14 protein-coding genes and 3 tRNA genes are annotated in these 14,299 nt (G+C 51.6%); 9 read left to right on the forward strand and 8 right to left on the reverse strand.

Going from position 1 to position 14,299, the window contains the following annotated elements; all coding sequences use genetic code 11:
- Positions 1-217: 217 nt before the first annotated feature.
- The 6 genes from kdsA to hemA are packed head-to-tail and all read right to left on the reverse strand — an operon-like array spanning position 218 to position 5,537.
- A complete protein-coding gene (gene kdsA, locus BZG82_RS13180) occupies positions 218-1,069 on the reverse strand; it encodes a 3-deoxy-8-phosphooctulonate synthase (RefSeq protein WP_069587372.1) in 852 nt (283 codons plus the stop codon).
- Between the two features lie 33 nt (positions 1,070-1,102).
- The gene (locus tag BZG82_RS13185) at positions 1,103-1,909 is read right to left on the reverse strand and encodes a SirB1 family protein (RefSeq protein ID WP_077766038.1); all 807 of its coding nucleotides are present in this window, start codon (positions 1,907-1,909) and stop codon (positions 1,103-1,105) included.
- Between the two features lie 4 nt (positions 1,910-1,913).
- The gene (locus BZG82_RS13190) at positions 1,914-2,297 is read right to left on the reverse strand and encodes a SirB2 family protein (RefSeq protein WP_069587478.1); all 384 of its coding nucleotides are present in this window, start codon (positions 2,295-2,297) and stop codon (positions 1,914-1,916) included.
- Positions 2,298-2,329: 32 nt separating this feature from the next.
- Entirely contained in the window at positions 2,330-3,175 is an 846-nt protein-coding gene (gene prmC / locus BZG82_RS13195; protein WP_077766039.1) for a peptide chain release factor N(5)-glutamine methyltransferase, read from the reverse strand.
- A gap of 2 nt (positions 3,176-3,177) precedes the next feature.
- Complete coding sequence (prfA, locus tag BZG82_RS13200; protein WP_069587375.1) at positions 3,178-4,266, reverse strand: peptide chain release factor 1; 1,089 nt, start codon at positions 4,264-4,266, stop codon at positions 3,178-3,180.
- Between the two features lie 11 nt (positions 4,267-4,277).
- Positions 4,278-5,537 (reverse strand): glutamyl-tRNA reductase, encoded by a 1,260-nt coding sequence (gene hemA / locus BZG82_RS13205; protein ID WP_069587376.1) that lies wholly within the window; start codon positions 5,535-5,537, stop codon positions 4,278-4,280.
- Between the two features lie 270 nt (positions 5,538-5,807).
- On the opposite strand from hemA, the gene lolB reads away from it, so the two are divergent.
- From lolB to BZG82_RS13245, 8 genes are all read left to right on the forward strand, one after another.
- The gene (gene lolB / locus BZG82_RS13210) at positions 5,808-6,398 is read left to right on the forward strand and encodes a lipoprotein insertase outer membrane protein LolB (protein WP_077766040.1); all 591 of its coding nucleotides are present in this window, start codon (positions 5,808-5,810) and stop codon (positions 6,396-6,398) included.
- On the forward strand, positions 6,388-7,248 hold the full coding sequence (gene ispE / locus BZG82_RS13215) for a 4-(cytidine 5'-diphospho)-2-C-methyl-D-erythritol kinase (RefSeq protein ID WP_077766041.1): 861 nt from the start codon (positions 6,388-6,390) through the stop codon (positions 7,246-7,248). The genes lolB and ispE overlap by 11 nt, the downstream gene beginning before the upstream one ends.
- A gap of 32 nt (positions 7,249-7,280) precedes the next feature.
- Complete coding sequence (locus BZG82_RS13220) at positions 7,281-8,228, forward strand: ribose-phosphate pyrophosphokinase (RefSeq protein ID WP_131825056.1); 948 nt, start codon at positions 7,281-7,283, stop codon at positions 8,226-8,228.
- 170 nt (positions 8,229-8,398) lie between these two features.
- Positions 8,399-8,989, forward strand: coding sequence for an aminoacyl-tRNA hydrolase (gene pth, locus BZG82_RS13225; protein WP_069587379.1), 591 nt, complete (start codon positions 8,399-8,401; stop codon positions 8,987-8,989).
- Positions 8,990-9,014: 25 nt separating this feature from the next.
- Entirely contained in the window at positions 9,015-10,106 is a 1,092-nt protein-coding gene (gene ychF / locus BZG82_RS13230; protein ID WP_077661830.1) for a redox-regulated ATPase YchF, read from the forward strand.
- 257 nt (positions 10,107-10,363) lie between these two features.
- Positions 10,364-10,440: transfer RNA gene (locus tag BZG82_RS13235), tRNA-Met, on the forward strand.
- 50 nt (positions 10,441-10,490) lie between these two features.
- Positions 10,491-10,577, forward strand: a tRNA-Leu gene (locus tag BZG82_RS13240).
- Between the two features lie 17 nt (positions 10,578-10,594).
- Positions 10,595-10,669 (forward strand) — tRNA-Gln (locus BZG82_RS13245).
- Between the two features lie 61 nt (positions 10,670-10,730).
- Here BZG82_RS13245 and BZG82_RS13250 read toward each other — a convergent pair.
- Positions 10,731-11,342 carry an HAD family hydrolase gene (locus tag BZG82_RS13250; RefSeq protein ID WP_077766042.1) on the reverse strand — a complete coding sequence of 204 codons (612 nt, stop codon included), beginning with the start codon at positions 11,340-11,342 and terminating at the stop codon, positions 10,731-10,733.
- A gap of 27 nt (positions 11,343-11,369) precedes the next feature.
- A complete protein-coding gene (locus BZG82_RS13255) occupies positions 11,370-12,530 on the reverse strand; it encodes a 2-octaprenyl-3-methyl-6-methoxy-1,4-benzoquinol hydroxylase (protein WP_077766043.1) in 1,161 nt (386 codons plus the stop codon).
- A 304-nt stretch (positions 12,531-12,834) separates the two neighbouring features.
- On the opposite strand from BZG82_RS13255, the gene miaB reads away from it, so the two are divergent.
- Positions 12,835-14,259, forward strand: a complete 1,425-nt coding sequence (gene miaB / locus BZG82_RS13260; RefSeq protein ID WP_069587386.1) for a tRNA (N6-isopentenyl adenosine(37)-C2)-methylthiotransferase MiaB — start codon at positions 12,835-12,837, stop codon at positions 14,257-14,259.
- The last annotated feature ends 40 nt before the right edge of the window (positions 14,260-14,299 follow it).

Here is a 14,299-nt window from a genome sequence, read left to right on the forward strand (position 1 = left end):
TTATTAGCTCGCTGAATAAGTTTAACGAAAATATTCATTAATTGTATTAATCAAGCCAGCTGCCCACATCGCAGAGCTAAGCCCATGTGAAGCCTGTGAGCCGCCCTGAGCGTAACCACACGTATCGATTCGACCGCTCACCGTGAAGGCGTGACCGCAAGCCGCGAATAAAAAAAGCTGCCAATAGGCAGCTTTCTGGGTGTCGATCATTCGCCAATTAGCGAATATCAATCTCTGCAAAGTTTTTAATCACATCATCCAGCGCTTTCATTTGCGCAAGGAAAGGCTCGAGTTTATCCAGCGGTAGTGCTGAAGGGCCATCACAACGTGCGTTGTCTGGATCTGGATGCGCCTCAATGAACAAGCCCGCAATCTTGGTTCCTAATCCAGCACGCGCTAAGTCCACCGTTTGTTGGCGACGGCCACCAGATGCAGCGCCCATCGGATCGCGACATTGCAGGGCATGAGTAACATCAAAGATGATCGGGCTGCCGTTAGAGGCCTTTTTCATCACATCAAAGCCCAGCATATCTACGACCAAGTTATCGTAACCGTAGCAGCTGCCACGCTCACACAAAATGACTTTCTCGTTGCCGCACTCCGCGAATTTATCCACGATATTCCCCACTTGGCCTGGGCTCATAAACTGGGGTTTTTTAACGTTGATCACCGCATCGGTTTTGGCCATCGCTGCCACCAAGTCGGTTTGACGGGCCAAGAACGCTGGCAGTTGGATCACGTCCGCCACTTCCGCTACGGGTGCCGCTTGCTCTTGCTCATGAATGTCGGTGATCACTTTGACGCCAAAGGTGCTTTTCAGCTCTTCAAAGATCTTCAGGCCCTCTTCCATTCCCGGTCCACGGTATGAGTGTACGGATGAACGGTTCGCCTTATCAAAGGAGGCTTTAAAGACATAAGGGATGCCCAGTTTGTCCGTTACCTTGACGTAGTGCTCACAGATTTGCATCGCTAAATCGCGAGACTCCAGCACATTCATGCCAGCAAACAGCGTAAAAGGACGGTCGTTAGCCACTGGCATATCGCCAATATGAACGGTTTTTTGCGTCATGGTCAGTTCCTTGGTCGCACTAAACGTAGCGCGCTAATGTAAAGTCGGTTGTTCTTCGTTGAGCACTTTCACTTGCATCTTTAACAGCTCTGCCGCCGGATCATCCGGGCATTGCTCAATAAAGTACTCATAGTCGGTCGCCGCAACCCGATCACAATCGAGTTGCTGAAAGATATAGCCGCGATCGCGAATCTCGTATGGGTCGTCAGGGCTAAAGGTTAGCGCGAGTTCGCTACAACGTAATGCCATCGCGTACTTTTCTTCGCGCAATAACGCACTTTTGGCGACGGCCAACCAACGACCAATGATCGATGGGTGGTCACTCACTTCAAGGTGCGATGGCTCTAGCTCAGCAAACGGCCCTTGACTGCCTATCAGCCAACCACGCAGGGTTCGCATGCTAACACGCTCACCATCAAATGGATTGAGGTATACGGGGGTGTTTTCTAACTCATCAATGCGCAACAGCAGCTGAGTTGGAAAGCCTACCGGTTTGACGGGTAGCGAGAGACGCTCACACAGGTACAAAAAGATCGCACCTAGCGAGACTGGGATCCCTTTTTTGCGCGACAGTACATGGTGAATAAAGACGTTCTCCGAGGAAAAGTATTGCTCGAAGTCGCCCGTAAATTGCCATTGATGATAGAAAAGGCGACGCAAGCCCTCGAGGCGCAAAGCCATATCGGGTTCGCAGCCCAGCAGATGTTCGGCTTCGTCCGCCAACAGCTCCAGTGAGGCCTGAACGTGATTAACATCGATCGACGGATCGAGCGCGTGGTTCAATGTTAAGGCGCCCTCTGCCAGTGTGAGCTGATCCAGTTGTTGATCGGTTAATGGCATCCTGTTATCCCATTAGGTGTGGTACTTTCGTTAACGCTAAATTGGCTGCTGCGTATGCCCAACCCAAGGCGCCAAAGAACGCAAAGGTGCGAAAGAGTTTGCCACGGCTGTAGTGCAAGGTGACAAATCCGAGCGCAATGTAAGCCAGCACACAAGTCAGCTTTTCGGTCATCCACGCCCCGCTTGGCGTAAATGGCACAAAACCTGTTACAAAAATCAGGCCAATTCCGGTGGTCAATAATACGGTATCGACAACATGGGGTGTCACTTTGACCCATTTTTTGTTGAGCATCTCACTGCCACGCATCACCCAGAAAAAGCGGATTACGAACAGCGAAAGGCTCAAGACAATACTCAATAAATGGGTATGCTTTAGTGCCATGTAGATCATAAAAAGTTCCTGCTTCCAGTCAGTTAGAATTATACGTTCTGAGCGACAGTGACTCTATCGAGCCCAGCGAGATCCTGCTGGGTTGCAATATTGCCCCATCCTTGTCGTTGCCAAAGCGCGCGCACTGCTGCGCCTTGGTCATAGCCATGCTCTACCATTAGCCAACCAGATGCGGCCAAATATGTCCGCGCAGTCGCGCCAATGTGGCGAATATCTGCCAGCCCGCTCTCGTCTGCCACCAGCGCACTCGCTGGTTCAAACCGTACGTCGCCTTGCTGCAAATGCGGATCGGCACCGTCGATGTAGGGCGGGTTGCTGACAATCAGATCAAAAGGCTGCATGTCGCTGAGCGCATCAAACCAATCACTTTGAATAAAGTGCGCATTATTGATTTGATTGTCGTGTGCATTCCGGCTGGCTAATAATACCGCTTCAGGCATCACATCGACGCCCACCACGGTGGCATCGGCACGCTCTGATGCAATCGCCAATGCAATCGCCCCCGTGCCTGTGCCTAAATCCAATACCCGACATGGCTTATCCGGTAACACCGCCAGTGCTTGCTCGACTAACAGTTCAGTCTCTGGGCGTGGGATCAAGGTCGCGGGCGACACCGACAGGCGCAGCGTCCAAAAGTCGCGATAGCCAAGAATATACGCCACGGGTTCGCCTTGTAGACGACGCGCAAACAGCTGACGAAACTGGGCAAGCTGAGCAGCGGTCAGTTTACGGTCAGGCCAGGTATACAAATAACTGGTGGGCTGATCGAGCACGTGACAAAGCAGTACCTTCACGTCAATGGCCGCCGAGCCATGCCCGACAGCGCTTAATTCATGGGTACTATCCGCTAACAGTGCGCTAATCGTGGCAGTCATAATTACTGTTGCTCTGACAACGCCGCGAGTTGATCGGCCTGATGCTCTTGAATCACAGGGTCAACCAAGCTATCCAAATCGCCTTGCATCACTTCATCTAAACGATAAAGGGTTAAGTTAATACGGTGATCAGACACTCGGCCTTGTGGGTAGTTGTAAGTACGGATACGGTCGGAGCGATCGCCTGAGCCTAACAAGTTACGACGTGTTGAGGCTTCTTCGGCAGCGCGCTTTTCTTCTTCCGCTTTAATCAAACGAGCGGCCAGTACTGACATCGCTTTGGCGCGGTTTTTGTGCTGCGAACGTTCGTCCTGACACTCCACCACAGTGCCGGTTGGCAAGTGGGTAATACGAATGGCTGAGTCGGTGGTGTTAACGTGCTGACCACCCGCCCCCGATGCACGGAAGGTGTCCACTTTCAAGTCAGCAGGGTTAATCTCTGGAATTTCTGCTTCTGGCACTTCAGGCAAAATGGCAACGGTACACGCAGAGGTATGTACGCGGCCTTGCGATTCTGTCGCCGGCACGCGCTGGACACGGTGGCCGCCAGATTCAAATTTCAGCACACCATATGCGCCCTCGCCTGCCACGCGCGCGATCACTTCTTTAAAACCGCCGTGCTCACCATCGCTCGCGCTGATGATTTCAATCTTCCAGCCACGTTGCTCGGCATAACGGCTATACATACGGTATAGGTCGCCTGCAAAAATCGCGGCCTCATCACCGCCCGCGCCGGCACGGATCTCAAGGAAGCAGTTGCGATCATCATTTGGGTCTTTGGGGAGGAGCAAGATTTGCAGCTCGTCGGTCAAGTCGGCAATGCTCTGCTTGGCCTGTTCGACTTCCTCTTGCGCCATTTCGCGCATCTCTGGGTCGTCCTCATTTGCCATTTCTTCTGCGGCTACCAAGTCTTCTTGTGCTTGCTTGAACTGACCAAAACACTTAATCACTTCTTCAAGCTGAGAGTATTCTTTGGACAGCGCACGGAACTTGTTCTGATCGTTAATGATCTCTGGCGTACCTAACAGGTGCTGAACTTCTTCATAACGCTCGGCCAGTGATTCTAGCTTGGCTAAAATTGATGCTTTCATAAATCTCTTCGTTAGTTATCACTGTCCAGCCCAAGACAGGCACGCATCACCGCCAGTTTTTCTGGCTCACCATTTTGTGCTGCTTGCTGCATTGCCTGTGTCGGCGTATGGATCAGTTTATTTGTTAGACGATTGCTCAATTGGCGCAATACGCTTTCGGCATCTGCGCCATTGGCCAACGCCTGAATGCTTTGTTCAAGCTCGGCTTGTTTGATCTGCTCCGATTGAGTGCGGAATTGCTTAATACTATCAACCGCCTCTCGTGAGCGTAGCCAACGCATGAAATCGGCGCTTTCTTCCGTCACGATCGCTTCGGCTTGGATCGCGGCTACTTTACGCTGTTCGCGATTGCGTTCCACGATAGATTGCAAATCATCGACACTATACAGATACGCGTCGGCTAGGTTGCCCACTTCTTCTTCAATGTCTCTTGGCACGGCGATATCGATCAGCAACATTGGCTGGTGACGGCGCTGTTTCAGTGCTTTTTCTACCATGCCTTTACCGATAAGCGGCAAAGGGGCGGCCGTTGAGCTAATCACGATATCTGCTTTCGCCAAGTGCTCTGGGATCGCTTCAAGCCCAATCACCTGCGCATTAAATTGGTCTGCCAAACACTGCGCACGAGATTGAGTCCGATTGGCCACGATAATGTTGCTGCACTTGTGTTCATGCAGGTGCTTGGCCACTAATTCTATCGTCTCACCCGCCCCGACCAGTAAGGTGGTGACGTCGGATAACGACTCAAAGATCTGACGCGCCAAGGTACAAGCCGCAAAAGCAACAGAGACCGCATTGCCGCCGATGTCCGTTTCGGTTCTCACCCGCTTGGCAACGGCGAACACTTTTTGAAACAGCTTTTCCAACGGGCCCGCAATCAGATTGGCTTTTCCGGAACTGGCATAAGCCTGCTTCACTTGGCCTAGAATTTGTGGCTCACCGAGTACCAAAGAGTCCAACCCACACGCTACGCGCATCAGGTGTTTCACCGCCGCTTGTTCCTCGTGATAGTAAATACTCGCCATCAGGCTATCACTGCTTAGGTGATGAAAATTGGTCAACCAATCCACCAGCACGCCGATCCCCGGCTGACGCATGTCGGCGTACAGCTCAGTGCGGTTACACGTTGAGACGATCACACAGCTTCGCACTTGAGGGTGGTCGGTCAGTTGCTGCAACGCTTGTTCCAGTTGTTGCGGCGAAAAGGCGACTTTCTCCCGCAAGTCAACGGGGGCCGTTTTGTGATTGATTCCGAGAACTAACAGGCTCATGAAGCGTTGTTACCGACAGCACCAGTAAGGATTGGAGCGGAGGATTTTACTTGATGGCCCCCGTGAATTAAAGCGAACATTGATATGCATCATCCTCTTGGCGTGGAAATGTGAAGCCTCGCGAGATTGGTGGCTTCCTCGCCAAACCCGTACCGCATGCACGGATACAGGCACGATAGGCGTCTTCTTTCTCCGCACAGCTTGTGGCAAAGTAAGCGCATCACGGCCCTGATGCCGCTTTATTGACGTCAAAGAAAGGATACTCAGCACATGCTTGCTCCCCTACGCGCCTGCGTCATCGCCGCCTGTATTGCTATTTTTTCGGGCTGTGCCACCGCTCCACCACCGTCGACCCAATGGCAAGCGCATCAGTCGGCGTTAACGGCCATCGATAGCTACACGGCGAAAGGCAAGGTCGCGTTTATTTCACCCCAAGAGCGGTTTTCAGCGAATTTGTATTGGCATCATCAGCCAGAACAATCCACGCTCCGTCTGACCAATTTTTTAGGGACCACCCTACTCTCGCTTACTATCGATCCGCAGCTTGCCACCGTGGTGGATGACCAAGGCCAAGTTTATACCGACTCAGATGCGGCTCGCTTGATTGAGCGGCTTAGCGGCATGTCGTTACCGATTGACGCGCTGCCCGCTTGGTTGCTTGGCTTGCCACAATCGCGAGATCAATTTGAGCTCGGCGATGACAACCGCCTTGCCCGTTTGAGCAACGCCCAAGGCTGGACCATTGATTACCTCGGTTACGATGGTAGCACGCAGCCGGCGCTGCCTTCGCGTATCACCTTAAAAAGCCCCCAGCAAACCGTAAAGCTGGTTATCTCCAATTGGACGCTTGATGATGAATGACACCACATTTTGGCCCGCGCCTGCCAAACTGAACCTCTTCTTGTATATCAATGGCCGTCGTGAAGACGGCTACCACGAACTCCAAACCTTGTTCCAGTTTTTGGACGTGGGCGATACCCTTGCCATTACGCCAAACCAAACCGGGACGATCAGCCTCAGCCCTGCCATGGAAGGGGTGAAAGAAGACGATAACTTGATTGTCAAAGCCGCCAAGGCGCTGCAAGCCCACACAGGATGTCCCTACGGGGCGCACATTGATATCGACAAACAGCTCCCCATGGGCGGCGGATTAGGGGGCGGGTCATCCGATGCCGCCACCACCTTGGTTGCGCTCAATCATTTATGGCAGACCCAGGTCAGCGCTGATGAATTGGCTGCTCTTGGATTGCGTTTGGGTGCCGATGTGCCTATTTTTATTCATGGTCAGGCAGCATTGGCTGAGGGCGTGGGTGAAAAATTTACACCGGTGTTACCGGAAGAAAAAGTTTACTTAGTGGTCAAGCCGGACGTGTCGATTTCGACCGCTGCAATTTTCACTCATCCTCAGTTGCAAAGAAACACGCCAAAGCGCACAGTTTCTGAGCTAATGGGGCAAAAATACGAAAACGATTGCGAAAAGATAGCCCGTAAACAATTCCCCGAGGTTGATAAGGCTGTTTCGTGGCTGCTAGAATACGCGCCGTCTAGGATGACTGGGACAGGCGCGTGCGTGTTTGCCGAGTTTGACACCGCACAAGATGCCCAGGCCACACTCGACATAATGCCTAACTGGCTGACAGGGTTTGTTGCACGTGGGTTGAACCGTTCACCCCTACTTGATGCGCTACAGCAGCAAACTGTGAGTCAGTGACTACTAAATGGATGCAACCCGAGGTTTCCACCGTGCCTGATATGAAGCTGTTCGCTGGTAACGCGACACCCGTTCTCGCCCAACGTATCGCAAACCGTCTTTACATGTCACTGGGTGACGCCACTGTCGGCCGTTTTTCTGACGGCGAAGTGTGTGTTCAGATTAACGAGAACGTGCGCGGTAGTGACGTGTTCGTCCTCCAATCTACCTGTGCACCGACCAATGACAACTTAATGGAATTGGTCGTGATGATAGACGCGTTCCGACGTGCATCGGCAGGTCGTATAACCGCAGTAATCCCTTACTTTGGTTATGCCCGTCAAGACCGCCGCGTACGTTCCTCCCGTGTTCCTATCACCGCAAAAGTTATTGCAGATTTTCTCTCCAACGTTGGCGTTGACCGCGTCCTCACCGTGGATCTCCACGCAGAGCAAATCCAAGGCTTCTTCGACGTTCCTGTCGACAACATCTTTGGCACCCCTGTTTTGCTTGAAGACATGCTAGCGAAGAACTTGGAAGATCCTGTTGTTGTCTCCCCTGACATCGGCGGCGTGGTTCGAGCGCGTGCAACCGCGAAACTGCTCGACGATACCGACATTGCCATCATCGATAAACGTCGTCCACGTGCGAACGTGTCTCAAGTCATGCACTTGATTGGTGACGTAGAAGGCCGTGACTGCATCATTGTTGATGATATGATCGATACTGGTGGCACCCTGTGTAAAGCCGCTGAAGCGCTGAAAAACCGTGGTGCGAAACGTGTATTCGCTTACGCGACTCACCCTGTATTTTCTGGCGACGCGCCGAAAAACATTGCTGAATCTGTCATCGATGAAATCGTGGTGACCGATTCCATTCCGCTGAGCGCAGAAATCCAAGCAACCGGCCGAGTCTCACAACTAACTCTGTCTGGCATGCTGGCGGAAGCGATTCGCCGTATCAGCAACGAAGAATCCATCTCTGCGATGTTTAATTCGTAATAGACGCATCCTTAGTGACAGCGCCCTGCCTCTGTGCAGGGCGTTTTTTTATCTGTCTATTTTCAGTGCTGACTCGACCGCTGAGTCGTAACAATGGTAGGATATGGCGCCTTTTGGGGTGGGCAGAATGCTCACCGGCTATGATGGGTAGATAAACAGCGAGAAACATCGTGAGTAATCAGATCCGCTTACTAGTTGGATTGGCCAATCCGGGGCCAGAATATGCCCAAACACGCCACAACGCGGGCGCTTGGGTCGTGCAAGAACTTGCGCGGATCCACAATGCACCGCTGAAAGAAGAAAAAAAGTTTTTTGGCCTGACCGGCCGCATTACCGTACACGGTCAAGATCTACGTTTGTTGATCCCAACCACTTACATGAATTTGTCCGGTAAAGCCGTTCAAGCACTGGCTAATTTTTACAATATTCCCGTCGATGCCATCATGGTGGCGCATGACGAGCTAGACTTGCCACCGGGTGTGGCAAAGTTTAAGCAAGGTGGTGGACACGGAGGACACAATGGCCTGCGTGACATCATCAGTAAATTAGCTAACGATAAATCGTTCTACCGACTCCGGATTGGTATTGGCCATCCGGGTCACAAAGACAAGGTAGCGGGATATGTGCTCACCAAAGCCCCCGCCAATGAGCAAAGCCTGATCGAACAGGCCACGGATGAGGCGGTTCGTAGCCTCGATATCTTGCTCAAAGACGATCTTGCCAAAGCGCAAAACCGTCTGCATACCTTCAAAGCACAGTAATTTTTGATTAAAGGGTTACCATCTCATGGGTTTTAAATGTGGCATCGTGGGCCTACCAAACGTAGGTAAATCCACTCTGTTTAATGCACTGACCAAAGCTGGCATTGACGCAGCTAACTTTCCATTCTGTACCATCGAGCCAAACACGGGCGTGGTGCCTGTGCCTGACTTACGCTTGGATGCGTTAGCCAAGATTGTTAACCCCCAAAAAGTGCTGCCAACCACCATGGAATTTGTGGATATCGCGGGACTGGTAGCCGGTGCATCACGCGGTGAAGGTTTAGGAAACAAGTTCCTCGCCAACATCCGCGAAACCGATGCGATTGGCCACGTGGTACGTTGTTTTGAAAACGACAACATTGTTCACGTTGCCGGTAAAGTCGACCCTGCGGATGACATCGATGTTATCAACACCGAGCTGGCACTGGCCGACCTTGAAAGCTGTGAGCGCGCCATTCAGCGCAACACCAAAAAAGCAAAGGGTGGCGACAAAGACGCTAAGTTTGAGCTAACTGTGCTTGAAAAACTGCTGCCTGTGCTGGAAGAAGGCAACATGTTGCGTTCTGTCGAGCTAAGCAAAGAAGAAGAAGCGGCAGTACAATACCTCAACTTCTTGACGCTTAAGCCCACTATGTACATTGCCAACGTCAACGATGATGGCTTTGAAAACAACCCTTACCTCGACAAAGTACGTGAAATTGCCGCCCAAGAAGGTGCCACCGTGGTCGCCGTGTGCGCGGAAATTGAAGGCGAAATTGCCGAGCTGGACGCCGAAGAAGCGGCTGCATTCTTAGAAGAAATGGGGCTGGAAGAGCCAGGCCTTAACCGTGTGATTCGCGCCGGTTATGAACTGCTTACCCTGCAAACCTATTTCACGGCGGGTGTTAAAGAAGTGCGTGCTTGGACCGTGCCAATTGGTGCCACAGCACCGCAAGCGGCGGGTAAAATCCACACTGACTTCGAAAAAGGCTTTATCCGTGCTGAAGTGGTCGGTTATGACGACTATATTGCGAACAATGGCGAAAGCGGCGCGAAAGAAGCCGGTAAATGGCGCCTAGAAGGCAAAGACTACATCGTTAAAGATGGCGATGTGATCCATTTCCGCTTTAACGTATAAGCGCGTCATGCCTCTTGGGTGAGTTGTCGAGACCCCACCCTTATCAGATAAAACCAGCCTCCGGGCTGGTTTTTTTATTCCCACTATTCAACATCCTCCGCCACTTCCTCGGTAAGCTTTGCCGCTAAATTGTCCAAAATGGCGATTATTGCAGCCAATGAATGCAAAATCGCAAAAAAAACAATAACCAGACCTTGACGACTTTCGCCCAGATCCGCATAATTCGCAGCGTCTTAAGGCACTACGCCTGACGGAGTGGCTACGTAGCTCAGTTGGTTAGAGCACATCACTCATAATGATGGGGTCACAGGTTCGAATCCCGTCGTAGCCACCATTATTTTTATAATTCGGTCTGCGTTTTTGTTACCGGGTTATCCACCTTTTGCGGAGGTGGCGGAATTGGTAGACGCGCTAGCTTCAGGTGCTAGTGTCCGAAAGGACGTGAGGGTTCAAGTCCCTCTCTCCGCACCAAGTTAGGCAACGCCTACTGGGGTATCGCCAAGCGGTAAGGCAACGGGTTTTGATCCCGTCATTCCCAGGTTCGAATCCTGGTACCCCAGCCATATAAAAAAGCCCACATCATGTGGGCTTTTTTGCGTTTAGGCGTTGTCTTCGGCTCATCCGCTACACCACGATTCCTAGCTTGGCGAGTTCTGCGCGGCATTGCTGTGCATCGGTAAAGGGGATGCCCGCCATGCCTAGCGCTTTCGCACCTTCTACGTTCGCGATCCTGTCATCCAAAAACACACAAGAAGCTGGGTCGAGATGGTAGTCATCTAAAAAGCGTTGATAAATAGCAGGCTCGGGTTTTAAGTGCCCTACTTCGGCTGACACGACGGCACCATCGAACAGCGACCAAAACGCATAGCGCTGTTTTAAGAACGCCACAATTTCGCGCACATTATCGGTTAACGCATAAACACCGTATCCAGCCTGTTTGGCCGAGTGAAGTAACTCGACACTACCGTAAAGACAAATTTGAGTCTGTTTAATGTAATAAAACAGTGCCTCAAGCTGCGCAGGGCTTAGCGACGTTTCTTTGGCAAAACGTTGCTTGGCTTGCGCTTCGGTGAGCGTACCACGATTCAGCGCTTGCCAAGTATCACTGGGGAAGATTTGATTGGCATACGCGTGGGCATCCGCCACGTCCCCTAAGGTTAGACGGATGATTTCTTCCGGTGGCCAACGCACCATCACATTGCCAATATCAAAAATAATCGTCTGGTAGTTCACCATATCGCGTCCTTGCTCTTGTCGCGAAGATTAAAGCCCTAACGCATACTTCAATACATGTTTTTTCACTGGGCCACTGTGTTCGGCCAGTTTGAACACCGCATTACGCGCCAGTTTTAAAGGCGTGATTCGATTGCTAAACGCGGCGTAAAACACATCCATGCCGGTTTGCATCATCATGTTATCGGTGCGGCGTGCTTTCTCATAAGCTACTAATGTCGCATCATCCTGCCAGTGTTCGTCTGCATCGGCACAGGCATCCAGCAGGGCCGCTACATCTTTAAAGCCTAAGTTCACCCCTTGCCCTGCGAGTGGGTTAATGGTGTGGGCCGCATCACCAATCACCACAACACCATGACGATGGTACTGCTGCGCATGGCGTCGCGTCAGCGGGAATGCGCCCCAGTTAACAGGCGTCACCTCTCCAACTTCGGCGGGGAAATTCGCCACAATCTCCGCTTTTAACTGCGCCGCATCTAACTGACACAATTGCTGAATACGTTGAGGGCTGTCGTACCACACTAGGGAAGCTTGCTGGCCGCAAAGCGGCAAGAAGGAGCGCGGCCCGGAAGGGAAGAATTGTTGCCATGTGATATCTTGCTGCGGCGACGCGGTTTCGACATTAATCAGCATGCAATGTTGGCGATAGTCCCAGCTGGTGATGCCAATCTTAGCGTAGTCTCGCACTCGGGAGTTTGCGCCATCCGCACCAATCAACCACGGCGCTGTCAGTGTGTCGCCGTTGTCTAACTCAACATAGTGTTGCTGCCCCTTTTGATGCATTGATGTAATCGATGCGGGCGAGAAAACGTGCAAGTTGTCATAGCGTGAGAATTGCTGCCAGAGTCCGAGTTGAATCAAACGATTTTCGACCATATATCCCAGTTGGGGTAAGTCGAGTTGCTCTGCGCTAAAGCAGACACGGCTGTCTTCCGCTTCCCATGTTTCAAGGCGGCGATATGGACACACACGCATGGCTTCAATGTCCGCCCATGCCCCTAAATCGGACAGTAGCGCCACCGACGCATGAGAGATAGCCGAAACACGAAGATCCATTGGCTGTGAGGGCGAAAATGACTGGGGAACTTGGCGCTCAACCAACGCAACCTGACGCCCCTGACGCGCTAGTCCCAACGCAGCGGCCGCACCCACCATGCCACCGCCAACAATAATGATTTCAAATGGGTTCATGACTATCTCTTTTTACTAGCAATGAGGGCATTCTACTGAAGGTTAACGAGAATTCGACCTAAATCAGCTCAAATTGCATCAATGTTCTTGGCAGTAACCACCATAAATGCGAGTCAGGTTGTGTCCTTTGTCAATGCCTTACCAAGATTGAAGGTTCTGAGGATCATTTCATCGGCCCTGTGATCTGGTCAGCGTTATTGGAAAGCAGTACAATACGCGGCTTGCCAAGCTGATTGACTGGTTAAAAACCACACAGCTTGAGGGGTAATGTCGACCATAAGATTAAAAACGAGCGTAAAGTTACATGGCTAAGAAACTGCTGATTAAAACCTGGGGTTGCCAAATGAATGAGTATGACTCATCCAAAATGGCAGATCTGCTCAATGCTTCCGGTGGTTACGAGCTGACCGAGCAACCAGAAGAAGCAGATGTTCTCCTCCTAAACACCTGCTCTATCCGTGAAAAAGCGCAAGAGAAGGTTTTCCACCAACTCGGGCGTTGGAAAACACTGAAAGACAAGAATCCAGATTTGGTGATCGGGGTTGGTGGCTGTGTAGCAACACAAGAAGGCGACCACATCCGTGAGCGCGCACCTTATGTGGATGTAATTTTTGGCCCGCAAACGCTGCACCGCCTTCCTGAGATGATCAAACAATCACGCTCAGATCATGCGCCCGTAATGGACATTACCTTCCCGGAAATCGAGAAATTCGATCGTCTTCCCGAGCCGCGTGCAGAAGGACCGACCGCTTTCGTTTCGATTATGGAAGGCTGCTCCAAGTACTGTACCTTCTGCGTGGTGCCTTATACGCGCGGTGAAGAAGTGAGCCGTCCGCTCGACGATGTCCTGTTTGAGATTGCCCAACTGGCCGAGCAAGGCGTCCGTGAAGTGAACCTGCTGGGGCAAAACGTAAACGCCTATCGTGGTGAAATGCACGACGGTGAGATTTGTACCTTTGCCGAGCTGCTGCGTTATGTGGCTGCGATTGATGGCATTGACCGTATTCGCTACACCACCAGCCATCCGGTTGAGTTTACTGACGATATCATCGAGGTGTATCGTGATACGCCAGAAGTGGTGAGCTTCCTCCACTTGCCAGTGCAAAGTGGTTCAGACCGAATTCTGACTATGATGAAGCGTCCGCACACCGCTATCGAGTATAAGTCAAAAATTCGTAAGCTGCGTCAAGCGCGCCCTGATATTACCATCAGCTCTGACTTTATCGTCGGCTTCCCGGGTGAAACGGACCAAGACTTTGAAGCGACCATGAAGCTGATCACGGATATCGACTTCGATATGAGCTTTAGTTTTGTGTATTCACCACGCCCTGGTACGCCAGCCGCAGATATGCCTGACGACACCCCAGAGCAAGTGAAAAAAGAACGTCTGTACCGCCTGCAGCAACAAATTAACAGCCAAGCGATGCGTTACTCACGACTGATGCTCAACACGGAGCAACGTATTCTGGTTGAAGGCCCATCTCGTAAGAATCTGATGGAGCTACGCGGCCGTACCGAAAACAACCGTGTCGTTAACTTTGAAGGCTCTGTCGATTTGATTGGCCAATTTGTTGACGTCAAAATTACTGAAGTGATGCCAAACTCGCTCCGCGGTGAGCTGGTTCGTACTGAAAAAGATATGGACCTGCGTGTCGCCGTCTCGCCAACCGAAATCATGGCGAAAACACGTAATGAAAACGAGCTTGGCGTTGGTGTATATACTCCTTAAGGAGTTCATCGATTCAAGGGCGCCGGGAAGCCGGCGCCTA

Origin of the sequence: Salinivibrio sp. PR5 (genome assembly GCF_001996085.1) — a bacterium.
Classification (GTDB): Bacteria; Pseudomonadota; Gammaproteobacteria; order Enterobacterales; family Vibrionaceae; genus Salinivibrio; species Salinivibrio proteolyticus.